Here is a 24,750-nt window from a genome sequence, read left to right as displayed (position 1 = left end):
TTGCCTCTGCTTTCAGTATCTTTTAATAAGCGATGATTGATGTCAATAATCGCATTGACGAGCTTTTCGCTTGGGTAATCGCTAGGAACGATTCCTATGTGTCTGATATTTCTATGTAATATACGACAATAGGTAAAAGGATTGGTTACTGCTGCCTACCCCTGTACGCCGCTCCAAAATCCGTTTGCACTTAAAAAATTGATATATTTAACACCATTCGTCCCTCTACTTTGATTTGCTCTATCAATTTGCTGCTCGACAGCCCATCGTTTATCATTTGGATTCACTGGATTCCAATAGTCTTGTATATCAAAACTTGACGGATATGGGATTCCGACATTATTTCCCAAGAAATTACGAAAAATGACGATTTTTCCTCGTGTCTCGCTAAGAGTCGGATTAGCGTTTCCATAATAAAAGTAATCTCTCCAGCGACTATCTTGTAAATATCGTGTATTAAGAATATGGTTGAATGTATGGTCATTTTCACTACTGTATTCTTGTTTCAATCTCATATAGACTACTTCTTCAGGATTGTCACGAAGAAAGGCCACTGTTTTATTAAGTACATCACCGAAATTCTGGTTTAGATAGTACCTGTCGTGATGCATCGTAAAAACACCATCAATGGCACGTGCACGTATATCTAAAAAACGTATTCCATTGTCAAGTTGCTTGCGGATGTCGATACTTTGTGTTCTCACATAATCACTGAGTCCTCCTCTATAAGTTGCTGTCGCTGAATTGTGTGTCCCTGGAATAGATAATTCTGATAGACGTACATCATCTCTTAACTGACTCATCCAATTCCGATTATATGTACGAGCTGTCCAAGATTCGGTAGTCATATTGGCATAAGAGATTGGGACTTTATAACCTAGTAAAAACACCCCAAAACAGATGCTCAGTAGTACGGTAAGTTTTTTCTTATTCATAAGTTCTCCATTCTTTTTTATTTTGTGCGCACACTTAATTATAGCTAGAAAAATATTCTAACAATGGACGCATTTTTCTCGTAAAAGAAAAAAAGGCAAGATCTGCAGTAAATAAAATAACTGCAAATCTTGCTTTCTTCCTCTAAAGATACTTTTTTATTTTTCTCGGATTTTTTCCAATAGCTGTATAGCTGTCTGCTGATTCATCTTTTCTGCTTCACGTAATTTTTGCGCAACTTGCTCGATTTCCTCACCAACTGCCCCAATTGAGATCGCTAATGAACGAGCTTGAAGCCCCATGTGTCCTTTTTGGATTCCTTCTGTAACTAATGCTCGCAAAGCAGCAAGATTTTGAGCTAACCCTACAGCAGCCATTACTTGCGCTAGTTCCTTGGCTGAATCGACATCTAGCATAGCTAAGGATACTTTAGCTTTTGGCAGGATATTAGAAGCTCCGCCCACTGTAGCCACAGCCAAAGGCACTGTTAACTTCCCAACTAGTTTATTTTCTTTAATCTGCCAGTCTGTTAATCCTTGGTATAATCCGTTTCTTGCCGCATAGGCATGGATCGAAGCACTTACCGCACGTGTATCATTTCCTGTAGCTGCTATTACAGCTTCTATACCATTCATGATTCCTTTATTATGCGTCGCTGCACGATACGGATCAAGCTTCGCGTATTCCCCTGCTTGCTGGATTTTTTTAGCAATTTGTTCACCAATTTCTTTACTTCTTCCTAAGCGTTCAAAGGGGATTTCACAACAGGCAGAAGCCAACGATTCTGTAGCAAAATTACTTAAAATACTGAATAGAATCTCCTCCTCAGGGAACCATTCCCGTAATTTGTTTGCTACGCTCTCAAGAATCGAGTTGATCATGTTGGCACCCATTGCATCTTTTACATCCACTAAAAAATCAATAGATAGGTAGGCATGGAAACTTCCCATAAATTCCCGTGTAGAGATATCTTGAACACCGCCCCCGCGTTTCACGATGGAAGGATAGCTTTCATTTGCACAAAGAATCAGTTCTTCTTTTCGATGATTCACTGCATTGATCACTGCTTGATACTCCGATTTTCCTGATAGAACGATTTGTCCGCGCATCAGCCGTTGAGGTGTTTCTGCACAGATATTTCCGCAGATTTTTGCGCCATTGCTTGCAGCTGCAATAACAGATGGTTCTTCTGTAGCCATCGGGATCCATTTTTTCTTGCCATTGATTTGGAAATTTTGTGCAATGCCCATTGGGATTTCCACTTCGCTCACTTGGTTTTCAATCATATGATCTGAGAGCTCTTCAGAAAGTGTTTGTTCCTCAAAAATCAGTGCATTTTCCTGTGTCAATACACCTTTTTCAACTAATTGACTGCGCCGTTCAGATGGCGTGAGCTGATAGAACTTTTTTTTTTGCAAATCCTCACGTGTTTGCTCCGTATTCGCTTCTAACAAGACTGCCAAGCCTAAACCTCCGCCAACACATAATGAAGCAATCCCGTATCTCTTCTGCTCACGAAGCAATCCGTAAGCTAACGTGGTCAAAATCCGTGCACCGCTTGCCCCAATTGGATGTCCTAATGCGATTGCTCCTCCATAGATATTGACCTTTTCTTCATCTAACTGTAGTTCTCGATTGACCACGATAGATGAAGCCGCAAATGCTTCATTGATTTCAAAAAGATCGATCGTTGGTAAAGCTATTCCTGCTTTATCTGTCAATTTTTGAATGGCTGTGATTGGAGCGATTCCCATGATGCTTGGATCAATACCAACTTCCGCTACTTCTTTGATGGTTGCCAAATAAGGCAGATTATTATTCTCTGCGTATTCTTTGGATGCAAGGATCACCACTGAGGCACCGTCATTCAATGGAGAAGCATTGCCTGCTGTTACTGTTCCTTCTTCCGAAAATACTGTACGTAATGTACCCAATTTTTCCAATGTACTATTTCCACGAACTGCTTCATCCTCAGATAACACGTCTTCAGCAGAAATCTTGAGCGGAATGATCTCCTCAGAAAACATGCCAGCTTCAACAGCTTGAGCTGCTTTCAATTGGGATGCCAAGGCATAACGATCCTGTTCTTCTCTGCTCACAGAAAATTGGGTTGCCACATTCTCTGCGGTTAATCCCATATGTGCATTTGAAAATGCGTCAGTCAATCCGTCGTTGACCATACTGGAAATTGGTTCGCCATATTCATTTGTTTCTGACTGATAGGGTTTCAGCATAGGTGCTTGTGACATACTCTCTGTTCCGCCTGCTACCACAAGCTCTGCTTCACCTAATTGGATCAGTTGACGTGCTAAAATCACTGCTTTCATACCAGATCCACAAACTTCATTGATTGTCATTGCAGGGACATCCACTGAGATACCGCTGTTCAAAGCAATTTGTCTAGCAACATTTTGACCATTACCAGCCTGCAGGACATTCCCGAATATTACTTGATCTATTTTATCTTTTTTCAGTTTTGTTTTATCTAATAATTCTTTGGTCACAAGTGTGCCTAATTCAACTGCAGTAAATGGACTTAAACTTCCGCGATACTTTCCTATCGGCGTTCTTGCAGCATCTATCATTACGACTTCTTTCAAGTAAGCCACCTCCTACAAAAATATACCATTCTTTGCTATAAAAACAAATAACTCTTGTTCCAGTTAGTTTTTTCTAAGATTAAATTTTAACAATCCTTAAATATTCGCTTTTTTATATTTCTTTTAATCTTTTTATGATACTTTAGTAAAGTAAGTTTTTTATCATGAGTAAAGAGGTGTTGAAATGAAAATAGGGATTGATCGTCTTTCCTTTTTTATTCCTAATTTATATTTAGATATGACAGAATTAGCAGAAAGCCGTGGAGATGACCCTGCAAAATATCATATCGGTATTGGTCAAGACCAAATGGCAGTCAATCGTGCGAATGAAGATATCATTACACTAGGGGCAAATGCTGCCAGCAAGATCGTGACAGAAAAAGACCGTGAGCAAATCGACATGGTCATCGTCGGAACAGAATCCGGGATTGACCATTCAAAAGCGAGTGCGGTAATTATCCACCATTTACTAAAAATCCAATCTTTTGCTCGTTCTTTTGAAGTAAAAGAAGCTTGCTACGGTGGCACCGCAGCTTTACACATGGCAAAAGAATATGTCAAAAATCATCCAGAACGAAAAGTACTAGTCATAGCAAGTGATATTGCTCGTTACGGCTTGGCAAGCGGGGGGGAAGTGACGCAAGGTGTCGGTGCTGTTGCGATGATGATCACTCAAAATCCGCGTATTTTATCGATTGAAGACGACAGCGTATTTCTGACAGAAGATATCTATGATTTCTGGCGTCCAGATTACAGTGAATTTCCTGTTGTCGATGGACCTTTATCTAATTCTACGTATATCGAATCGTTCCAAAAAGTTTGGAATCGACATAAAGAATTATCGGGTCGAGGACTCGAAGATTATCAAGCGATTGCTTTCCATATCCCATATACGAAGATGGGAAAAAAGGCATTGCAAAGCGTATTAGACCAAACAGATGAAGGGAATCAAGAACGGCTACTGGCTCGCTATGAAGAAAGCATTCGTTACAGCCGACGAATCGGTAATCTTTACACTGGTTCATTATACCTTGGACTAACTTCTCTACTGGAAAATTCGAAATCATTGCAGCCAGGAGACCGCATTGGTTTATTCAGCTACGGTTCTGGTGCAGTAAGTGAATTTTTTACAGGTTATCTGGAGGAAAACTATCAAGAATATCTCTTCGCGCAATCTCATCAAGAGATGCTGGATTCTCGAAAACGAATCTCTGTTGACGAATATGAAACGATTTTCAGCGAATCGCTTCCTGAACATGGAGAAAGCGCAGAATATACATCAGACGTACCTTTCTCGATTACAAAAATTGAAAATGATATTCGTTATTACAAAATATAATACACGCATAAAAAAGACCCTTTCACGAAATGTGAGGGGATCTTTTTTTGTCCTTGGACCAGAGAAGCAATCGATAGGTCAACCTAGTCGTACTGATGATTTCTTGTTTTTCACTGAATAGTTTGCGAATATATCTAGTCATAACAGGATCTTTTGCGTACTCTTCATAGTACATCTTCATCCACTCTTCAGTAATTGATTCCTGTGCAAAATAAGTAAAATCTTTTTTCTTTACTTTGAATCCTTTATCAATTAAATATGATTCAAATTGATCCATGATAAATGGGGTTGTATTAGGATCTTCTATCATTCCTAGTTGCTTTTCGATAGGATAAAAAACATCATCGATTGATTCCACTACTCTCATTATCACGCACCATTTGCTTGACTTTTTCATCAGTTTTTCTAATTGATTGGGATGTGTCAAAGCTGGGTTTGCTGCTGTAAAAACCACTTCATATGTCTCACTGGATTGGATAAATTCTTCTAATGATCGTTTGATAAAGGAAACATTTGATAAGTCAATTTTTTCTGCTTCTTTTTTTGCATTTGCTAACATTCCTGAAGAAAAATCAATCAAATCGTAGTGATTAACTTCTTTTGCTAAAGAAAGAAATCTGCCAGATCCTCCGGCAACGTCTGCTACTATTTCAGCAGGCAGGACTTTCTCCGACTTCAGATATTCTCTTACATCTTCTGCAATAGTTGTTTGTGATTCTTGCTGGATTTCATAATATTCTTCCGCAAAATCATCCCATTCTTTTTCATTCATTTGAATCCCTCTTACTTTTTGATTTTTGTTAGATATTTTCACTTTTCGGAATAAATAACTCTCCTCTTTTATCTATTATATCTCTTTTGATGAATAAAAAAATGTTTTGCTTTCCGTCTATTATAAATAAAAAAAGACTGTGACAAACGTCGTGTCACAGTCCCTTATTCCGAATAAACGGTGTTCAATCAGCTGACCTTCGGTATTAGCTCAACAAACGGCAAAATATGAGGAACTATTTTTCCGTTTGTTTCTCTAATACTCAGATCAGAACGCTGATTTCACAACCTCCTTGATTCGTTTTATTTATTTCCTTGTACTCGTACAATGATCAATTTCGTGATTTCCATCAAGATGATTGTCACAAGGGCGATTCCCATACATGTAAAGACTTCTGTCAATCCAAATGCTGATGGGATAGAGAAGACTTCTTTCAGTCCTGGAATCATTGTTAAGCAGTAAAGCGCGCTACATACAACTACAGCTAGTAAGACACTTCTGTTAGAGAAGAACCCTGCTTGGATAGCTGTTTGTGTATTTGAACGTGCTGGGAATGTTTGCAATGTCCGACACCAAATCAATGTTGAAAATGACATAGCTACACCGAATTCAGGTGAATGCTGCATACCAAGCCATTGAGCGAAGATAACAGCAATCCCAATCAGCACACCACGATACGTTACAGAAATCAATGTTTTGTCCGTAAAGATTCCTGAATTTGGATCTCTTGGCGGACGGTTCATCGTAGCGGGTTCTGCTTTTTCTGTACCTAATGCAATCGCTGGTAGTGAGTCATTGACTAAATTGATGAACAGCAGTTGTAATGCTGTAAATGGATTGGACCAGTCAGCAACTAAGGCAAAGATGATCGCAATGATCGCACCTAAGTTTCCGGCAAATAGATAAGAAATAGCTTTCTTGATATTATCAAACACGTTACGTCCTACTTCTACTGCGCTGACAATAGAAGCAAAGTTGTCATCCGTCAATACCATCGCTGCTGCATCTTTTGCCACATCTGTACCAGTTCCCATAGCAATCCCAATGTCTGCTTGTTTCAATGCTGGTGCATCATTTACGCCGTCACCTGTCATAGCGGAGATATGACCTTTATTTTGCCAAGCACGAACGATACGGATTTTATTTTCAGGAGAAACACGTGCATAAACGGTGACTTTTTCTAAAACTTCGTTTAGTTGCTCTTCTGTTAATTCATCTAATTCCGTTCCAGTCAGAGCTAAGTTTCCTTCTTCAAAAATCCCGATTTGTTTTGCGATAGCAACAGCTGTTGTTTTGTGATCACCAGTAATCATGATCGTTTTGATTCCTGCACTTCTTGCTTCTGTCACCGCTTGAGTGACTTCAGCACGTGGAGGATCGATCATAGCAAGCAAACCAACAAGGATCAAATCATCTTCATCTTCAAATGACAAATCAAAATTATCAAGTGGACGGTACGCAAAAGCTAGTACACGTAATGCTCGTGTTGAAAAAGCTTCATTTTGCTCTTGGAATTTTTTCATCAATTCATCCGTCATCGGAACAACTTCGCCATTCAGTAATACCTTTTTACTGCGTTGGAAGACGATATCTGGTCCCCCTTTGACAAATAAGTAATTTTCGTTATCGATCGTGTGTCCAGTAGACATCAATTTTCGATCTGAGTCAAAAGGAAGTTCTGCTTGTCTTGGGTAGTTGTTTCGAATTTCCTGATAAGGCTGGTTTAGTTTTTCACTAAAATCGATAAACGCTACTTCCGTAGGGTCGCCCAATTTAGTCCCATCTTCACTGATTGATGCATCATTCGCTAAGACACTGATTTCAATCAAACGACGTTCGTCAGCTGTCCACTTTGAAGGATCGTTTGTGAAATCTCCAGTATCGCCATTTCCTAAAAAGTAGTCAACAACTGTCATTTTGTTTTGTGTCAATGTACCCGTTTTATCTGTACAGATGATACTTGTCGAACCAAGTGTCTCAACTGCTGGAAGTTTTCGGATAATGGCATGACGTTTCGCCATTTTATTCGTTCCCAAAGATAACACGATTGTTACGATAGACTGTAATGCTTCTGGAATAGCAGCTACGGCTACGGCTACGGCAAACATCACTGCGCTGACGATATCTGCAGTCATATCTCCTGTACCTTCTCCAAGATAAATACGGAACAATTGGATACCTAAAATCAGTAGAGATAATGCCAAAATAGCCAGACTTAATTTTTTACTGAATTTATCCAGACCTCGTTGTAACGGAGTGACTTGCTCAGTTGTTGATTCCAAAAGACCAGCAACTTGTCCGATCTCCGTATTGTTCCCAGTTGAAGTCACTAAGAATTTACCGCGTCCGTAAGTTACGATCGTTCCACTGAATACCATATTCGTACGATCACCGATTGGAACAGTACTTGTGATATCCATTACTTCTTTTTCTGCGGAAGTCGACTCTCCTGTCAGCATGCCTTCATCTACTTTTAATGAACCCGCATCTAGTAATCGTCCATCAGCAGGTACATAATCGCCTGCGTCTAACAACACGATATCCCCTACGACAAGTTCGTTTGCCGGAATCGTTTTTTCTTTACCGTCACGAATCACTCGAGCATCAGGTGCTGAAAGATTTTTCAATGCCTCTAAAGAACCTTCTGCTTTTTTTGTTTGGATAACACTGATGATAGAATTCAACATCAACACTGCAAAAATAACTAAGAATTCGATGTAGTCTCCCATGACCATCTGAATCAGTGCGACAATCAGCAATACGATAACCATTGCATCTTTGAAGGTTTCTAAGAACAATTTCCAAGTTGGCTTCTTCGGCTTTTCTTTTAGCTGGTTCAAGCCATCTCTTTCTAATTTTTCCTTCGCTTGCGTGGTGCTCAATCCATCGGTTGAGCTCTGCGTTTGCTGCATCAACGAGTCGATCGTTTCTTTATAGACCGCTTGTTGTGCTTGTTCCTTGTTTTCCAAATTTCATCCCCCATTTTTTGATCTCGGTCCTAGTCCTGTCTGAAAAAAAAGAGACCTAAGACAAATACGCATTTGTCTTAGGTCTCACCATTTCATACAATACCAGAAAACCATTTGGTTAACTTACTGTTGATATTATCGCAACAAAATGTTGCCGGTTACTCCCCTAAGGAGATATTCAACTGTACTAATATCCTACCTTATTAAGCTACAAAAAGCAACTACTTTAGCCCGATTTACCTACATTTTCATGAAAAGAGTGAAAAGTATATTCACCTTGGTAGGCTTCTTTCTTCTATCATGCTATACTAATGTTATTGTATGTAAGGAGGAACATTTTTGTGGTATCTAGTATTATAACCGCCCTTTATCTATTGAATGCACTTATTGCTTTAGTGGCTATCTTGATCAAACCCCGAGATGTAGCAGCTATTTGGGCATGGCTCTTAGTATTATTTGCCCTTCCTGGGGTGGGTTTTGTATTATATTTATTTTTCGGACGTGGATTAACGGATAAGAAAAAATTCTATCTCCGACAAAGTGACTTGAAAGAATTAGAAAACTTTCAGTCTTTTAGAGGAGATACCATTGAACATTACGATCCTGACATGGGCGACAAAGACAAACAACAATTTGTCGACTTCTTCTCTTCATTAAATCGTATGCCGCTGACAAGAATGAATTCTGTCACTCTTCTCACAGACGGACAAAAAAAATTAGATTCACTGCTTCAAGATCTAAAAAAAGCCAAACATTCGATCCATATCGAATATTACGCATTTGTGACAGATACTATCGGTCAGCAAGTCTTACGCGTTTTAGAAGAAAAAGCCGCAGAAGGCGTAGAAGTTCGTATATTATATGATGCATTTGGCTCCCACGGCACAAAAGCAAAAGATTTCAATCGTCTAATCAAAAATGGTGGACATGTCCATACATTTGTTACCTCGCAAAAAGCATTGCTTCGTTTCCGATTGAACTACCATGATCACCGGAAAATCGTTGTGATCGATGGAAAGATCAGTTACACCGGTGGCTTCAACATTGCCAATCAATATGTAAATACGACAAAAAAATTCGGCTATTGGCGTGATACGCATATACGGATTTTCGGTGCCGCTTCTTCTTTGCTTCAACTTCGTTTTTTAACAGACTGGAACGTCTCAGTTCCTGAAGAAAAAAAGGTCGGCTATCATTTGAATTATTTCTTTAAAAAAGCCGATCGAGACGAATCCAAACTTGCTGATACGTCCATCCAGCTTGTCTCAAGCGGACCAAATAACGAACGCGAACAAATCAAGCTTTCGTTTATCAAATTGATTACTTCTGCTAAAAAACGTGTTTGGATACAGACACCTTACCTCGTTCCTGATGAAAGTGTCATTGCTGCTTTGAAAATCGCAACTGCTTCTGGTGTCGATGTGAAAATCATGATCCCCAATAAACCGGATCATCCTTTTATTTATCGAGCAACACAATATTATGCGCGTCAGCTCATCAAGGAAAACGTACAAATTCTTGTCTATGAGAATGGCTTCCTCCATGCAAAAACATTGATAATGGATGATGAAATCTGCATGGTAGGTTCAGCAAATCAAGATATTCGTAGCTACCGATTGAATTTTGAAACAAGTGCTGTCATCTACGATCCTGAGTTTTTAGAAGAACTTGCTACTCAGTTTAAAGAAGATGAGACACATTGTTCACCAATGACGACTGAAACAGTGAAGGAAATGTCTAATTGGCTGTTATTCAAGCAACAAATTTCTCGATTATTTTCTCCAATCTTATAATTTTTCCATTCAAGTAGAGAAAAGAGGCTGTGACAAAACGTGTCACAACCTCTTTTTCTGAATAAACGGTGTTCAATCAGCTGACCTTCGGTATTAGCTCAACAAACGGCAAAATATGAGGAACTATTTTTCCGTTTGTTTCTCTAATACTCAGGTCAGGACGCTGATTTCACAACCTCTTTCTTTTACTCTAATTCACCGGCTGCCCAATGATTGATTGGTCCATATTTATGCCCTACGTTTATTTCTTCACGAATCGCACGGTTTACATAGTCTTTTGCCAATCGGATCGCTTGTTCTACTGTTTTTCCTTTAGCTAATTCGGCTGCAATACATGCAGATAACGAATCGCCAGTTCCATTGATCCGGTCAGTAGGATAAAATGGCGCATTTAGCCAAAATGATTTTCCTGATTCAAGCAATACGTAGTCGTTGACTGTTTCTTGTTGCGCATCTTTTGCATGATGTCCTTTGATCATGACGTTTTTCGCACCCATCTCTTGCAGTTCTTTTGCTGCTTGCACAAAATCTTCTTCAGTTGCTAATGTCCGTCCAGTCAGCTTTTCTGCTTCGTAAAAATTAGGTGTCAGTACTTCGGCCAAAGGGACAAGTTTTTCTTTCAAGCTTTGCAAAGCAGATTCTTCTAGTAAAAGATTTCCATGTTTCGTTACGATCACGGGGTCCACGACTAATGGCCCAAAATCATATTTTTGATAATTTTTTACAACTGTCTCAATCAAATTTGAATCTGCTAGCATACCTGTTTTAGCTGCACGTATTTGAAAATCCTCTGCAATCAGTTCAAATTCTTTATCGATAAAATCGGTTGGCAAGGTCACACTTGCTCCGATTCCGTAAGAATTTCCTGCAACACATGCGGTCATGACAGAAACACCGTAAACACTTCTTGTAAAGAATGTATGCATATCTGCTTGCATCCCTGCGCTTCCATCGCTATCTGATCCTGCGATCGTCATTGCTTGTACATACTGCTCTTCCATTAAATCGATCCCTCCATTTTTATAAAAAATTTTTTTCATGATGCTGTTACTGTTTCTATCATATGTTTTTCAAAGTATCCCTCAGTAAATATACCACTACCTTTTCTTGGTAATCAAACTTATTTGAAAAAACATTTGTAATAAATCAGAAAATAGTTGTCATTTATTTGAACTAATTATTCTAATAACAAATACCTGCTATTCGTTTTGTATATATTTCAGTATCCTTCTTGTTTTCATATAACCAATGGCGCTATGATTTCCATATGATAAAAAATAAAGTCAGGTGAAAAAATGAAACTTGAGAATAAAAAAGTCATTTTGAAGAAAATCAAACGTCTCCCAGACCAAATAGAAAACTATACGATCTGTTCTTTCAAAAAAGACAGGAGTATAAAAGCTTATACGCAAAACACAGAAAAAGGAATAATCTATTTCCTAAATGAAGAAGGTTACGATACCCAAACCTTTATGTTTACTGAAAAAAAAGAATTTCATAAACAGATGAAAAAACTGATTGAAAAAGAATTTCCAAGAAGTCATAAACTCTATGTGCATCAGCAATTTTAACTTTTAACTATACGCTCTTAATTAAATATGCTCTGTAATAAAATAAAACTTTATAACAACTATAACAAAACAGAATACAAAACGACGGTTCTATAAGTTATAATCATAGTTGTTAGATGATTCATCTAGTAAAAACACCAGATTTCAAATTTCACACAATTGAAACTAGATGAATCATCAACCTTCTTCAAATTGTTAGAACCCTTTCCCGAGGAGCTGCAGCATAAGCAAGAAAAACAAACAGGAAGCCAAATGGCTGAGACATTCCTTCTATTAGTCTAGTTGTTTCTCGTCGCAAATTTAAGACTTTAGAAAGTTATTTCTATTGATGTTTGGGTTGTTTCACGCTTATACACAGCTCCTTACCTATTATTTATCTCAACAGATCGAACAAATTAATGGAAAATTTAAGGAGTTTTGTTATGCTTACGATCTATTCTTCTCGTACACATAGTTACCATCTGATGGCAAATTGGCTGAAAGACCACCAAATGCCTTACAGAGAACGAATTTTCACACCTAAACAGCCTTTAACCAGAAAAGAAATCTTTTATTTATTATCATTAACAGAAAACGGATTTGACGATCTATTAGCTAAACGCTCGATTGATTATAAAAATTTGAAAGATCAAATTGACCAATGTACGACCTCAGAACTTGTCGATTTAATCGTGTCTCATTTTACTTTGTTGCAACGTCCCATCATTACTGACGGAAAAAAATTATTAGTCGGGTTCAATGAAGATAGTATGCGTCTTTTTATCCCTGTACAATGGCGTAGAAGCCAGCTCAAATCTGTCTATAACGATTTCACGTGGGTAAGCGATCTAGACAATTCTATGGAATTAGATGATGAATTTTTAAATTATTATATATAAAAAGGACGGTGACAAAAAAGTGTCACCGTCCTTTTTTTCGAATAACTAGTGTTCCAGAAGTAGCTTCTACGAAAAATAAGCCGAAATTTCTTGAAGCTAATTCTTGAAGATAACTACTTCTGTCACAACCTCTGATTCATGGCGTTCAAATTTGTGCACACTTACCACGAATAAGTGCTTTGAGTGAACTGACGATAAGAATGACGAACAAGACTGCCATAAATAATCAAAAAGACACCCGTTCCTACTGTAACAAAAAATCCAGAGGCACCGATACTACCATCCATATACCACAAAATCGAAGCAAAAAGTGGGAAAAGTGAAAAAATACATAATCCGATTCCTGCAATCAACGAGAAGCCAAAACTTCGCTGATATGCTTCTTCTTTTTCTTTTGCTTCTGCTAATACTTTTTCAGGTATTTTTCTATTATACAAAAAGTGATTTAAGCGGGTGATTTTCATACCAGAAGCGATGAAAAAACCGACAGCTAATGCTATACCGAAAATCAGACAAGAAACACCCATGAATGCATAGCCTGTTGAACAGAAGAACAGAAATCCTGCAAAGGATAAACAAGTGAATAGGACACCTGACGCTACTTGAAGACTTGCTGCTCTGTATTCTTTCCAATAATTTTCTGCTTCGCTTAAATAAATCGAAGCTGGATTTGATTCCGTCTCGGGACTTGGATTTTCTTTTTTGACATCTAATTCTTCTAATAATTCGTCGATTGAACCAAATGTCGAGATGACTGTACCAATGGCCTCTTGTTCATTTTTCCCTTCTCCCATTAATTCATGATAATGATCTTCCATATTTGCCAACAGATCAGCTTTCAGCTTTTCTATCTCGTTACTTCGGGGTACTCCGATAAAAAGACTTTCTAAATAATTACGGATTGTATCCATTTACTTTCCCTCCAAAAATTGATCGACCACGTCTTTCGTCGTCAGCCACTCTTGCTTTTTTTCTTCTAAAAGATTACGTCCTATTTCAGTGATTTTATAATAGGTCCGTTTTTTTCCATGGGTCACTTCACCAGGGTACGAAACAATCAATTGATTCTTTTCTAAACGGGCAAAAACGGAGTAAAGTGTCGTCTCTTTGATTACATAGGAATCATTTGTCCTCTCACGGATCGTTTTAGAAATTTCGTATCCATAAGAATCGTTTTTGTTAAGGATCGATAAAATAATCGCATCATTGTATCCGCGTATTCCATCACTTGAAATCATGTTCTCTCCTCCATATTACTCCATCTGTCGTTGTAATCAGCATAGCATGATTACTTCATCAGGTAAAGTAATTTTTTGCAAAAAATAAAAAGGAACAGAAAGCAAGAGAAGCGTTATGCTTTTTTGCTTTCTGTTCCTTTAATTTATTTATTTTACAACCATGACGTTACATGATGCGTGGTTGACTACATAGGAAGTAGTGGAACCTACTAGCGCACGTTCTACCGCATTCAGACCTGTCGCCCCCATGACAATCAGATCGATTGGTTCTTTCGATTCATGGAAATTAGCAATCAGTGTCTTTGGATAACCGTAAAGAACATATGTCTCGATATCTGTCAGGCCTTTTTCGATTGCCAAGTTTCGATGTTCTTTCATCTGGTTTTCCGCAACCTCATCCAATTCTTCCTGTAGGCTTGTTGTAACAAATGCAAAATCACCAAAGTAATTGCCTGTTACTTCATTGACATACAGGATGTGCAACGTTGCTTGATTTCGTTTGGCAATCGTGATTGCCTCAAGAAATGCTTTTTCTGCCTTTTCAGAACCATCAATTGCTACTAAAATATTACGATAAGTGTCTACCATTGTAAACGCCTCCTTCACTGTTAGTGTAGCACGATTACAGTGTTAGGACAAACATTTTGTGAACGTTTTATCAAAAAATATCAGGCATCAAATCCGTTTTTTTCGGAGACCATTTTAAACCAGCGACCTGATTTTTTGATCGTGCGTTTGCCGTCTTGTGCCAAATCAACAGCGATAAAGCCATAGCGATTTTTGTAGGCATTTGTCCATGACCAGTTGTCCATACATGTCCACATGTGGTACCCCACACAATTCGTTCCTTCTTGGATTGCTTGATAGACATATTTCAAATGATCCGTCACAAATTCGATCCGATAATCATCTTCAATCATGCCTTCGCTGTTAACAAATCGTTCTTCTCCTTCGACCCCCATCCCATTTTCAGAAATATAGCATTTGATATTACCATAGTTTTCTCTTGTATTCGTTAAAATATCATAGATGCCTTTTTCGTAAATTTCCCATCCACGATATGGATTCATTTTTTTATTGGGCATGTCGTAATTATCAAAATAATCATCTGGCATGGGGCTATGTTCGTGATTGATCGGTGTTTCTTTTGCTTTGATCCGACGAGGCTGATAATAATTGATTCCTAACAGGTCAATCGTGTTTTCTCTGATGAGTTCTAAGTCTCCTTCATGAATGTCAGGCATTATACCCAATGTTTTGACAATCTCGATCAACTCTTGTGGAAACTCGCCTTTCACTGCAGGATCAAGGAATGATCTGTTGAAGAATGCATCCGCGATTTGTGCTGCTTTTACATCTTCTGGGTTCGTTTCATCTCTCGGATAACTTGGTGTCAGATTCAAGATGATTCCGATCTCACCATCATGACCGCCTTCATGGTAGGCTTTGATTGCCTTTGCACTTGCTAGATTCTCATGATAGCCTACTTGGACCGCTTCTTTCATATTGATATGATTTGGATAGTGGAATTGATACAAGTAGCCTCCTTCTACAGGTACGATTGGCTCATTATGAGTAAACCATTTTTTGACTAGGTCTCCAAACAATTCAAAACACGCGGCTGCATAAGAAACATAAGCGTCAACCGTTTCTCTTGATAACCATCCGCCTTTTTCTTGCAAGGACTGTGGCATATCAAAATGGTAAAGATTTACAAAAGGCTCGATACCATTGTTCAGCAATTCAGTAAAATAATCTCGATAAAAAGAAACAGCTTTTTGATTGATTTCACCTGTCCCTTCCGGAATCAAACGACTCCATTGGATAGATGTACGAAATGTGTTATGGCCAGTTTCTTTCATTAACTGAACATCTTCTTTGTATTTTGTGTAAACTTGCGAAGTTTTTTCAGGTCCTACTTGATCAAAGAATTTTTCAGGCTCTAATGCATACCAATGATCCCAAATATTTTCTCCTTTCCCGTCATTACTTACTCTTCCTTCTGTTTGCGGTCCGCTAGCAGCAGAACCCCACCAAAAATTTTCTGGAAATGTGTAGGTTTTCATTTTTTACTTCCTCTCTTTTCTTCTTGATATCGTAATCATAACGAACCTAAAAAAATAAATCAATACTTTTTATAAAAATGACTAGACATTTAAAATGTTCGGCGTTATACTTTGTATGTAATCGATTGCAAATAAATTCGAGGTGAATAAAAATGAACGGTTTTATGGACAAGCTTTCTGAGAAAATCATGCCCTTAGCTAATTTATTAGGGCAAAATCGTTACCTTACAGTTTTACGGGATGCGTTTATGCTTTCCTTCCCTTTAACGATGTTCGGTTCGATCGTTGTCGTTATCAATAACTTGCCTTTTTTCAGTGACGCAACAAAGGGAACTTTATCGAACTTATTCGGTAATGGGCAAAATGCAACAATGAGCATCATGTCGGTTTTTGTTACTTTTGGTATCGGCTATTATTTATCAAAATCTTATGACGTTGAAGGTATTTTCGGTGGTGCCGTGTCTTTTGCCAGCTTCTTGATTCTTACGCCTTTTGCAATGAAAACCGTTGGTGGTGAAGATGTAACTGGTGTTCTTTCACTTGATCGTCTTGGCGCAAAAGGAATGTTCATTGGAATGATCGCTGCTTTCTTAGCTGGAGAAATTTACTGCAGAATCACGAAACGCGGCTGGCAGATCAAGATGCCTGATGGAGTTCCACCTGCAGTAACAAAATCATTTGCCGCTTTGATCCCTGCTGTAGTGACACTAACTATTTTCTTAGTAATCAACGCTGTGATGACTGGTATTTTCAATGCTAACTTACATGATGTCGTTTATGAAGTGATCCAAAAACCATTAACTGGTTTGGGAAGTAGTTTACCTGCAACATTGATTGCTTTGTTCTTTGTCCAATTCTTATGGTTCTTCGGACTTCACGGACAAATCATCGTCAACTCTGTAATGGACCCGATTTGGAATACACTGATGCTTGATAACTTAGAAGCTTATCAACATGGAAAAGAATTACCACACATCATCACAAAACCATTCATGGAAACCTTCACTGTTGGTATTGGTGGCTCTGGAATGACTTTAGCTGTCGTTTTATTGATGGCCTTTGTTCTTAAAAAGAAACAGTATCGTGATGTTGGTCGATTAGCTTTAGCACCTGGTATTTTCAATGTAAATGAACCAGCGATCTTTGGTCTGCCGATCGTATTGAATGCAACAATCCTTATTCCTTGGGTCGTGGCGCCTCTAATCGTAACGACGTTCAATTATTTGGTAATGGCTGCTGGACTTGTCCCTGCACCAACTGGCGTCTCTGTTCCATGGACTGTGCCAATCATTGCAAGCGGTGTCTTAGCAACAAATTCATGGCTTGGCGGTATGCTGCAAGTCATCGACTTTGTCATCGTTGCCTTTATCTGGTACCCGTTCTTGAAAGTATTAGATAAACAACCAGATTTAGATATTGCTTGATGGATCATTAAGGGGATGTGACAAGAAACTTGTCATATCCTCTTTTTTCGAATAAACAATGTTCCAGATGCTACTTCGAGTTGTCGGAAGCATAATCTTTCGTTATACTTTAGAAGAGGTGAATAACGTGCCGAAATACGAAGAAATCGCAAATATTTTAAGGGAACGAATCCGTTCAAAAGAGTATCCTCCCGATAGTTTTTTGCCTAATCAAGTGGACTTGGTCAAAGAATTTGGTGCGAGCCGGATGACAATCAAAAAAGCCATCAATATCTTAGCGATGGAAGGACTTGTCTATTCGCAACGAGGATCAGGAACGAAAATCTTGAATCATCCATTCATGCAAAAAGACACATCGCCCGCTAACGAGTATGAAGGTTTGAGTCTCCAAATGAAACGCAGACATCGTTCTTTGAAAAGTCAAATCATTCATTTTGATGTTGAATTCCCTGATCAATATATCCAAGAACGATTGATGATCGATGCCGAGCAACCTGTCTACAATATTCACCGGTTAAGGATCTTAGATGGCGAGCCTTATGTTTTAGAGCATACCTTTATGCCAGTCCATCTTGTGCCGGGTTTAAAAAAAGAACATTTGTTAGCCTCTATCTATGATCATCTTCATCAAGAATTGAATGTCCATTTTGCAGGGGCTTATCGTGCTATTTCTGCAGATAAAAGTGATGAATATGATCAGCAATATTTGAACTGTGCAGAAAACGATCCTGTACTGGAAGTTCAGCAAGTCGTCTATCTCAAAGATGGCCAGCCGATTGAATATTCTTCCAGCCGAAACCGATTTGATGTTCGGAACTATTCTGTGCTGGATGTGCGTTCAACTTAACCAAAGAGGTTGTGAAAAAGTCGCTTAGTTTCGAGTAGTAAGAAAAATTTTGTGAAAATGGCTTTCCTCATTTTTGCATAAATTTGACTTACTACCGAGAAACTGGCTTTTGAACACCGTGAATCAGAGGTTGTGGAAAAGCCGCTTAGTTTCAAGTCGACTGATTGTCACAGATACAATCTTTTGAATAACATTTACTAAGTACTTTCAGAAGCTCGTTTCCATCTAATCATAAAAAGACTTATGACCACTCGCAATGATTCTAAAGTTAGCTTTTTAAAGCTAATTTTTTTGAAATCGATGCAACTAGTCGTAAGTCTTTTTATTTTATTGATCCGTTCCTCCTCTTTTCCATTCTAGATTCCTTCCTGATACTTTAGAAGACAAATTAATTGCAAAATAGAGATGCACCCTCTATACTATGTCTAAATCAACTACTTACTTTTTGTAAGTTAACAGGAGGAAATTTATCATGGATACACAAATCAGAGGAATTCACCACGTCACAGCAATGACATCTAGCGCAACAAAAATCTACCGCTTTTTTACAGATATTTTAGGAATGCGCTTAATCAAAAAAACCGTTAACCAAGATGACATCGAAACTTACCATCTTTACTTTACAGATGATACTGGTGCGCCAGGAACAGATATGACTTTCTTTGATTTCCCAAATCAGCCAAAAGGAAAAAAAGGAACAGATACGATCTCCCGTGCTTCTTTCCGTGTGCCAAGTGACGCTGCATTAGACTTTTGGTTAGAACGATTTGAAAAATATGACGTTACTCATTCAGCAATCAACGAACGTTTCGGCAAAAAATATATCGAATTTGAAGATTTCGATAATCAATATTATCAATTGATCTCTGACGAAGATAATCAAGGTGTAGCAGCTGGCATTCCTTGGAAAAACAGCAATGTACCGACAGAGTTTGCGATCACAGGACTTGGACCTGTCTTTGTCCGTGTCAGTCAATTAGAGCATATCCGCTTGATTCTTGAAAAAATCTTAGGGTTCAAAGAAACAGATCATTCAGGAGATTTCTACTTATTTGAAATCGGTGAAGGCGGAAATGGTGCAAGCATCATTATTGAACATCGGACAGACTTGCCAAAAGCAATCGAAGGATTTGGAAATATCCATCACTTAGCATTCCGTGTAGCAGACAAAGAAGCATTGGAATACTGGATTCAAGTAATCAATAAGATCGAATTGCCAAATTCTGGTTTCGTCGATCGTTTCTATTTCCAATCTGAGTACTTCCTAGCCGCTCATCACGTACTGTTTGAACTAGCAACTGATGGTCCTGGATTCCTTGAAGATGAACCAGCAGAATCAGCAGGAGAAAAACTATCTCTTCCTCCATTCTTAGAAGAACGTCGTGAAGCCATTGAAGCCTATGTCCGTCCTTTCGATACAAGTGATGCAAATAAAAAACGTGAATAATCTCTTCATGCTACTTCATTTGCATCTATAGAAACAGAAAAGAGGGAACAAAATGACCTACATTTTTGAAAAAGGAACAAGTGGCAAGCATTTGATCTTACTTCATGGCACAGGTGGCGACGAACATTCTTTACTAGATATCGCTCACTTTCTTGCACCAAACAGTACGTTGCTTTCTTTTCGTGGCACGGTCCAAGAAGATGGGATGAATCGTTTTTTCAAGCGTAATGGATTGAATCAATTCGACCTGGACAGTTTGGAAAAAGAAACAGATAAACTCCATGAAAAAATCAAAGAAATCAGCGAAAAAGAACAGATACCTTTAAGCGATTGGCTACTTGTCGGCTATTCAAATGGCGCAACCATCGCTGCTCATTTATTATTGGAGCGTGAGACCGAGCTAAATAAAGGGTTGTTTTTCCATCCGATGTCTCTAGGTGTTCATCAAAGCCGTTCCACATTAGAGGATAAAACCGTCTGGCTTTCTTATGGTGATAACGATCCAATCGTTTCCCCTGCTTCCTTTAAAGAATTGGCCGATCAATTCGAAACACGCCAAGCAAATGTGACGATTCAGCTAACTGTAACAGGTCATCAGTTGACGATGGACGAAATCGAGCAAGCGAGGGAATGGTCAGAGCATCTTCTAACTAAATAAAAGAAAAGAACTACGACTTACATGACACAACCTGAAGCAGATATCCATCTGGATCATAGTGTGTGAAAGTCGTAGTTTTTTGTCGAATAAACGGTGTTCAAAAGCTTGCATCTGCGGTAATGAGTTCAACCAAGTCAAAAATGAGGAGCTTTTTTGGCTGGCCTTATTACTTGATGCAGGGCAGCTTTTTCACAACCTCTTTTGGTTACACAAGGTTCTCTTCAAAGAATGTTGCCATTTTTTCAAATGGAATGATATCTGTCTGGTCGTATAGATCTGTATGGGAAGCTCCTGGAATGATCATGAGTTCCTTGTTATCGCCTTTCAGCTCATTGAAAGCATCCTCCCCAAAGTAACGTGAGTGAGCTTTTTCCCCGTGAATGACTAATACTGCATGACGGATTTCTGGAATATAATGCAATAGTTTCGCATTCATAAGTGATAACCCTGATGTCCTATTCCAACCGTCGTTAGAATTTAAAGAACGAACATGGTATCCGCGATCTGTTTTATAATACGCATGGTAATCTTTAACAAACTGAGGAGCATCTTCAGGCAATGGGTCAACCACTCCTCCAGCACGTGCGTAGTCCCCTTGTTTGAAATCAATGATACGTTGTGCATTTAATTCTTCACGCATTTTATATCGGGCATCTTCATCCATAGCATCGAAGTAGCCATTTGCTGTTACTCGAGTCATATCGTACATTGTTGAGACGACTGTTGCTTTGACCCGTGTATCGATCGCTGCCGCATTCAATGCCATACCTCCCCATCCACAAATACCGATGATTCCGATTCTCTCAGGGTTTACATTTTTTTGTACAGATAAAAAGTCTACTGCCGCTTGAAAATCTTCCGTATTGATATCAGGCGAAGCAACATATCGTGGTACTCCTCCGCTTTCTCCTGTAAACGATGGGTCAAATGCAATCGTTAAAAAGCCTCTTTCAGCCATCGTCTGCGCATATAGACCAGACGATTGTTCCTTTACTGCGCCAAATGGTCCGCTCACAGCAATTGCTGGCAATTTCTCTTCACTTACTTCTTTTGGTTCATATAAATCAGCGACTAATGTGATACCGAAACGATTGGGGAAGGTCACCTTTCGATGATTGACTTGCTCGCTTTTTGGAAATACTTTGTCCCATTCTTGGGTGATATTTAATTCTTTACTCATATTCTAAACGCTCCTTTGATCAAAATTGACATTTGTTTTTGAATGTATTATCATGATAAAACTTAAACCTGACTTTAGGTCAAGGATAAAATTTTAATTTAGGAGGATTTTTTTATGTATTCCATTGGACAAGTGTCTGAAATGTTTGGATTGCCTGTTTCTACTTTACGTTATTACGACAAAGAGGGATTATTTCCTGATATCCAGCGTGTTTCCGGTATTAGAAAATTTTCAGAGAGTGAATTAGAGGCTTTGAGAGTCATTGATTGTTTGAAAAAATCTGGTTTAGAAATAAAAGACATCAAGCAATTCATGAAATGGAGCAAAGAAGGCAGTAAGACATTTGCGGTTCGTAAAGAACTATTTGAAAAGCAAAAAGAAGTTGTAGAAGAAGAAATAACAAAATTAGAAAGAGTACTCGCTATGCTAAATTACAAAAGCTGGTACTATGAAGAAGCAATAAAAACCGGCAATGAAGAAGCCGTATTGAAACTGATTCCTGATGATTTACCCCAACATGTAAAAGAAGCTTATGAACATTCTCATTGAACAAACGGATAACTCACTTTCCTTCTCTATGAACTTCATGAAAACATGAATAAACACCTCTAACTGATTGTTAGAAGTGTTTATTTTTTCACTCAAGTATCCTGCACTTACAGAAATATCCTTTTTACCGCCATCCTAATTCTGGAGCGATATCTTTTACGATTGTTTCAAGCAAATGCATGTTATATTCTACCCCCAAAGTATTAGGAATCGTGACAAGTACTGTGTCTGCTTCTTTGATTGCTTCATCTTCAGCTAGCTCCTTGATTAATTGATCAGGTTCACCAGCAAAAGTTTTTCCAAAAATCGTCGGGTTCCGGTGATAAGCAAGATAGCCGACAGCATCTTGTTGCGGACTACCGTCTTGTCCAAATAAGCGTCGATCCAAATCAGTGGTGATTGGCTGGATCGAGCGAGTGACCAATGTTCTTGGTTCAAAATCATGACCTGCTTGCTTCCACACTTCTTTATACGTACGTAATTGGTTTGCTTGTTGGATATGGAACGGCTCATGGGATTCGTAATTGACTAATGTAGATGATTGCAGATTCATTCCATGTTGTGCTGCCCAGATTGCCGTTTGCTGCGAACCAGCTCCCCACCAGATTCTTTGTCGTAATCCTTCTGAATAAGGTTCGATCCGTAATTTTCCTGATCCTTGTGGGAACATTGGTTGAGGATTTGGTTCTGCAAATGATTTTCCTTCAAGTAATTCCAAGAATTCAAGGGTGCGTTCCCGTGTCACCTCTTTGATTTCTTCTTCACTGTAATCATACCCAAAGTATTTCCAGCCATCTAGAACTTGTTCAGGTGAACCACGACCCACTCCTAGTTGCACTCTTCCTTGTGTGATGATATCTGTCAATCCGGCATTTTCTGCCATATAATAAGGGTTTTCATAGCGCATATCGATAAGTCCTGTGCCGATTTCGATCTTACTCGTCTTTGCGCCGATTGCCGCTAGCAAAGGAAACGGCGACCCAATCTGAGGGGCAAAATGATGTACGCGGAAAAACGCTCCGTCTACTCCAATTTTTTCTGCTTCCACTGCTAAATCGATGGATTGCAAATAAGCATCTTGAGCTGTTTTCACGAGTGATCCTTGCTCCATCCAATGTCCAAAGCTTAAAAAGCCGATTTTTTTCAAGGTAATGACCTCCTCCAACCCTACAAAAATGGAAGGTTTTTTATTTTTAATATGAACTGATTCTACTACTTTTTTTCTTAAAAGACGAATAATTGTTCTCGCGTTATATTCAAGAAATTTATCGGCTGACTATACCCCTACTTCCTTCATCATCTGCCATGTCTTAATCTCTTTTAATAGTCTTTCCCATCGTTGTTTTTTGACTCAAAATGATTGTTTCTAACGTGTATTTATGGTAAAAAAGACAGGATGAGTTCTTTGTACACATCAATTTATACGCTGAACAACAAGAAATATATAAACTAAGAAACCCATTATTTTTTCGCTCCATCATATAGAGTTTTCTTTAGATAAACAATTACAGTTACTAATCCATAACGGAGGAAATCAAATGAAAAAAATCTATTTTTTATGTACGGGTAATTCTTGCCGCAGTCAAATAGCAGAAGGCTACGCGCGTAAATATCTGCCTCCTTCAAAGTTTGAGATCAGAAGTGCGGGGATCGAGACACATGGTTTGAATCCAAGAGCTGTTATTTTCAAGCAGAAGACGGCATACGAGATTTCCAAACAGACGTCTGATTTGATTGATAGAGATTACTTTGCTCAGGCAGACTTGATCATTACACTTTGTGGTGATGCCAAAGACAAGTGCCCTGCCATTCCAAACAATCACGAACACCTTCACTGGGACCTAAAAGATCCTGCACAAGCTGTCGGGAGCGAAGAAGAAATATTAGCGGAATTCAGAAAAGTCAGAGAAGTAATCAAAACAAAGGTTTCTGACTTAAATCAATATGCTCCAAGTTTATAAAGGAATTCTCAAAAATGTTTTTACAATTAACTGATAAATAGAATTGTTCTCTAGCAAAAACTTCTTCTCTTCTTTTTGCTAGATCAATCGTTCCTCCCGTTGACAAATGGATACTTCTCTGCTATTTTATTAGCAATCAATGAAACGCGATGACAAAGAAAGTAAAGTAATGTTAGACGCCAAAGAGAGTTCCTGCTTGGTGAAAAGGAATGCGTATCTGTTACTTGAAAATGGCTTTTGAGCGGATTTCCCGAATATTTAAGGAAATACGGATGTCTACCGTTAACAAGGCACAGTTTCCAAAAGATGATTTTTTTGGATACTGATCGAGGTAAAGTCTGTGAGGATTTTATAACCAAAGGTGGTAACGCATATCTATGCCCTTAGCAATTTTTTGCTAGGGCATTTTTTTGTACCCACTTTTGAATCGACTATCGATACTAATAAAGTCCATCCACTACTTGACCTTGGATACTATCGAAAGGAAGTGAATTTTCGGAAAATTTCGAATCATCCAACAAAATT

General features: G+C 38.5%; 21 protein-coding genes and 1 other annotated feature. Of the genes, 10 read left to right on the top strand and 11 right to left on the bottom strand.

Annotation, left to right across the window (positions count from 1 at the left end):
- Window positions 1-155: 155 nt before the first annotated feature.
- Window positions 156-935 (bottom strand): phosphatidylinositol-specific phospholipase C, encoded by a 780-nt coding sequence (locus RWU19_RS13505; protein WP_229507545.1) that lies wholly within the window; start codon window positions 933-935, stop codon window positions 156-158.
- A 156-nt stretch (window positions 936-1,091) separates the two neighbouring features.
- Complete coding sequence (locus RWU19_RS13500; protein WP_123837989.1) at window positions 1,092-3,533, bottom strand: hydroxymethylglutaryl-CoA reductase, degradative; 2,442 nt, start codon at window positions 3,531-3,533, stop codon at window positions 1,092-1,094.
- Window positions 3,534-3,717: 184 nt separating this feature from the next.
- On the opposite strand from RWU19_RS13500, the gene RWU19_RS13495 reads away from it, so the two are divergent.
- Window positions 3,718-4,872 carry a hydroxymethylglutaryl-CoA synthase gene (locus RWU19_RS13495; protein WP_002335590.1) on the top strand — a complete coding sequence of 385 codons (1,155 nt, stop codon included), beginning with the start codon at window positions 3,718-3,720 and terminating at the stop codon, window positions 4,870-4,872.
- A 22-nt stretch (window positions 4,873-4,894) separates the two neighbouring features.
- On the opposite strand, the gene RWU19_RS13490 is transcribed toward RWU19_RS13495, so the two are convergent.
- The gene (locus RWU19_RS13490; RefSeq protein WP_123837987.1) at window positions 4,895-5,644 is read right to left on the bottom strand and encodes a class I SAM-dependent methyltransferase; all 750 of its coding nucleotides are present in this window, start codon (window positions 5,642-5,644) and stop codon (window positions 4,895-4,897) included.
- A 302-nt stretch (window positions 5,645-5,946) separates the two neighbouring features.
- Window positions 5,947-8,613: a cation-translocating P-type ATPase gene (locus tag RWU19_RS13485; RefSeq protein WP_070770698.1), complete on the bottom strand. Its 2,667-nt coding sequence runs from the start codon at window positions 8,611-8,613 to the stop codon at window positions 5,947-5,949.
- 341 nt (window positions 8,614-8,954) lie between these two features.
- On the opposite strand from RWU19_RS13485, the gene cls reads away from it, so the two are divergent.
- A complete protein-coding gene (gene cls, locus RWU19_RS13480; RefSeq protein ID WP_002329090.1) occupies window positions 8,955-10,406 on the top strand; it encodes a cardiolipin synthase in 1,452 nt (483 codons plus the stop codon).
- Between the two features lie 185 nt (window positions 10,407-10,591).
- Here cls and thiD read toward each other — a convergent pair whose 3' ends face one another.
- Complete coding sequence (thiD, locus tag RWU19_RS13475) at window positions 10,592-11,407, bottom strand: bifunctional hydroxymethylpyrimidine kinase/phosphomethylpyrimidine kinase (protein ID WP_010727841.1); 816 nt, start codon at window positions 11,405-11,407, stop codon at window positions 10,592-10,594.
- Window positions 11,408-11,701: 294 nt separating this feature from the next.
- On the opposite strand from thiD, the gene RWU19_RS13470 reads away from it, so the two are divergent.
- Together RWU19_RS13470 and RWU19_RS13465 are read left to right on the top strand one after the other, a co-directional pair.
- Window positions 11,702-11,977, top strand: coding sequence for a hypothetical protein (locus RWU19_RS13470; protein ID WP_024634714.1), 276 nt, complete (start codon window positions 11,702-11,704; stop codon window positions 11,975-11,977).
- A 422-nt stretch (window positions 11,978-12,399) separates the two neighbouring features.
- A complete protein-coding gene (locus RWU19_RS13465; protein WP_002291831.1) occupies window positions 12,400-12,855 on the top strand; it encodes a Spx/MgsR family RNA polymerase-binding regulatory protein in 456 nt (151 codons plus the stop codon).
- Window positions 12,856-13,016: 161 nt separating this feature from the next.
- Here RWU19_RS13465 and RWU19_RS13460 read toward each other — a convergent pair whose 3' ends face one another.
- From RWU19_RS13460 to RWU19_RS13445, 4 genes are all read right to left on the bottom strand, one after another.
- Complete coding sequence (locus RWU19_RS13460; protein WP_002315237.1) at window positions 13,017-13,766, bottom strand: permease prefix domain 1-containing protein; 750 nt, start codon at window positions 13,764-13,766, stop codon at window positions 13,017-13,019.
- On the bottom strand, window positions 13,767-14,093 hold the full coding sequence (locus tag RWU19_RS13455) for a PadR family transcriptional regulator (RefSeq protein ID WP_002291828.1): 327 nt from the start codon (window positions 14,091-14,093) through the stop codon (window positions 13,767-13,769).
- 147 nt (window positions 14,094-14,240) lie between these two features.
- The gene (locus RWU19_RS13450; protein WP_002289467.1) at window positions 14,241-14,681 is read right to left on the bottom strand and encodes a universal stress protein; all 441 of its coding nucleotides are present in this window, start codon (window positions 14,679-14,681) and stop codon (window positions 14,241-14,243) included.
- A gap of 80 nt (window positions 14,682-14,761) precedes the next feature.
- On the bottom strand, window positions 14,762-16,159 hold the full coding sequence (locus tag RWU19_RS13445) for a glycoside hydrolase family 1 protein (protein WP_123837986.1): 1,398 nt from the start codon (window positions 16,157-16,159) through the stop codon (window positions 14,762-14,764).
- 152 nt (window positions 16,160-16,311) lie between these two features.
- On the opposite strand from RWU19_RS13445, the gene celB reads away from it, so the two are divergent.
- From celB to RWU19_RS13425, 4 genes are all read left to right on the top strand, one after another.
- Complete coding sequence (celB, locus tag RWU19_RS13440; RefSeq protein WP_002315239.1) at window positions 16,312-17,583, top strand: PTS cellobiose transporter subunit IIC; 1,272 nt, start codon at window positions 16,312-16,314, stop codon at window positions 17,581-17,583.
- Between the two features lie 127 nt (window positions 17,584-17,710).
- Window positions 17,711-18,430, top strand: coding sequence for a GntR family transcriptional regulator (locus RWU19_RS13435; protein ID WP_002315240.1), 720 nt, complete (start codon window positions 17,711-17,713; stop codon window positions 18,428-18,430).
- A gap of 472 nt (window positions 18,431-18,902) precedes the next feature.
- Complete coding sequence (locus tag RWU19_RS13430; protein ID WP_123837985.1) at window positions 18,903-19,877, top strand: ring-cleaving dioxygenase; 975 nt, start codon at window positions 18,903-18,905, stop codon at window positions 19,875-19,877.
- A gap of 52 nt (window positions 19,878-19,929) precedes the next feature.
- Window positions 19,930-20,535, top strand: a complete 606-nt coding sequence (locus RWU19_RS13425) for an alpha/beta hydrolase (protein ID WP_123837984.1) — start codon at window positions 19,930-19,932, stop codon at window positions 20,533-20,535.
- A 205-nt stretch (window positions 20,536-20,740) separates the two neighbouring features.
- Here RWU19_RS13425 and RWU19_RS13420 read toward each other — a convergent pair whose 3' ends face one another.
- Window positions 20,741-21,715 (bottom strand): alpha/beta hydrolase, encoded by a 975-nt coding sequence (locus RWU19_RS13420; protein ID WP_002315245.1) that lies wholly within the window; start codon window positions 21,713-21,715, stop codon window positions 20,741-20,743.
- 114 nt (window positions 21,716-21,829) lie between these two features.
- Here RWU19_RS13420 and RWU19_RS13415 point away from each other — a divergent pair, with 114 nt between their 5' ends.
- Window positions 21,830-22,264, top strand: coding sequence for a MerR family transcriptional regulator (locus tag RWU19_RS13415; protein WP_123837983.1), 435 nt, complete (start codon window positions 21,830-21,832; stop codon window positions 22,262-22,264).
- Between the two features lie 124 nt (window positions 22,265-22,388).
- Here RWU19_RS13415 and RWU19_RS13410 read toward each other — a convergent pair whose 3' ends face one another.
- Entirely contained in the window at window positions 22,389-23,411 is a 1,023-nt protein-coding gene (locus RWU19_RS13410; RefSeq protein ID WP_123837982.1) for an LLM class flavin-dependent oxidoreductase, read from the bottom strand.
- A 391-nt stretch (window positions 23,412-23,802) separates the two neighbouring features.
- Between RWU19_RS13410 and arsC the strand changes: the two genes are divergently transcribed.
- A complete protein-coding gene (arsC, locus tag RWU19_RS13405; protein ID WP_316032202.1) occupies window positions 23,803-24,225 on the top strand; it encodes an arsenate reductase (thioredoxin) in 423 nt (140 codons plus the stop codon).
- 140 nt (window positions 24,226-24,365) lie between these two features.
- Window positions 24,366-24,613 (top strand) — a binding site (T-box leader).
- Window positions 24,614-24,750 lie beyond the last annotated feature (137 nt).

The sequence above is a fragment of the Enterococcus sp. 2STP genome (assembly GCF_032465635.1).
Classification (GTDB): Bacteria; Bacillota; Bacilli; order Lactobacillales; family Enterococcaceae; genus Enterococcus_B; species Enterococcus_B lactis.
Note: the sequence above shows the minus strand (reverse complement) of the source record. Positions and strands in the feature narration are given on the sequence as shown.